We start from the raw sequence: 750 nt of genomic DNA, 5'->3' as shown, positions 1-750 counted from the left end.
CCAGCCCCGCCAGCGCCGCACGATCCACGCCCGACTCGACCTCGACCCGCCGCACCTCCGCACCACGCCCCGCCAGCGCACCCACCACCGGCCCGTCGACGTCACCCCCGGCCGGAACGACCACCAACCACGGCCCTGCCAGCCGACCAGTAGCGACATCGCCCAGCGGCTTCCACACCACCCGGTACCGCCAGCCGTCCACCTCCGACCGCTCCCGACCCTGGCGACGCCACGCCGCCAGACCAGGCAGGACACTGCCCCAGGCGGCCTCGTCCTCGGGGTCGAGAGCGGCGGCCAGCGACGCGAGGTCCCCTCGCTCCACCGCATCCCAGAACCAGGAATCCGACGCAACGGCGGGCGCGTTGCCGACGACCGCGGCGGAGGGCTCGAACCAGAACCGCCGGCGCTGGAAGGCGTAGGTCGGCAGGTCCACGCGCCGGGCGCCCGAGCCCGCGAAGTACGCGTACCAGTCGATCGAGAGGCCTCTGACATGGGCTTGTGCGAGTGCGGCGCCCAAGCTCTCGACTTCGGGACGGGCCGCACGCTGGACGGGGACGAACACCGCTTCTGCTGTGACGCACTCCTGGGCCAGTGCCGACAGCACACCGTCCGGGCCGAGTTCGACGTACGTGGTGACCCCCGCCGCTTCCAACGCCCGGACCCCGTCGAGGAGGCGCACGGCCTCACGGACGTGCCGCACCCAGAAGTCCGCCGACGCCATCTCGTCCGTGACCAGGGCGCCCGTCAGGT

Annotated in this window: 1 pseudogene; it reads right to left on the bottom strand. The window is 73.1% G+C overall.

From position 1 onward, the window contains the following. A pseudogene (locus ACP4J0_RS38610) lies at positions 1-750 on the bottom strand (type I polyketide synthase); the annotation flags it as partial.

The sequence above is a fragment of the Streptomyces sp. WG7 genome, from assembly GCF_049975785.1.
Taxonomy (GTDB): Bacteria; Actinomycetota; Actinomycetes; order Streptomycetales; family Streptomycetaceae; genus Streptomyces.
This window is presented reverse-complemented; position numbering and strand designations above follow the sequence as displayed.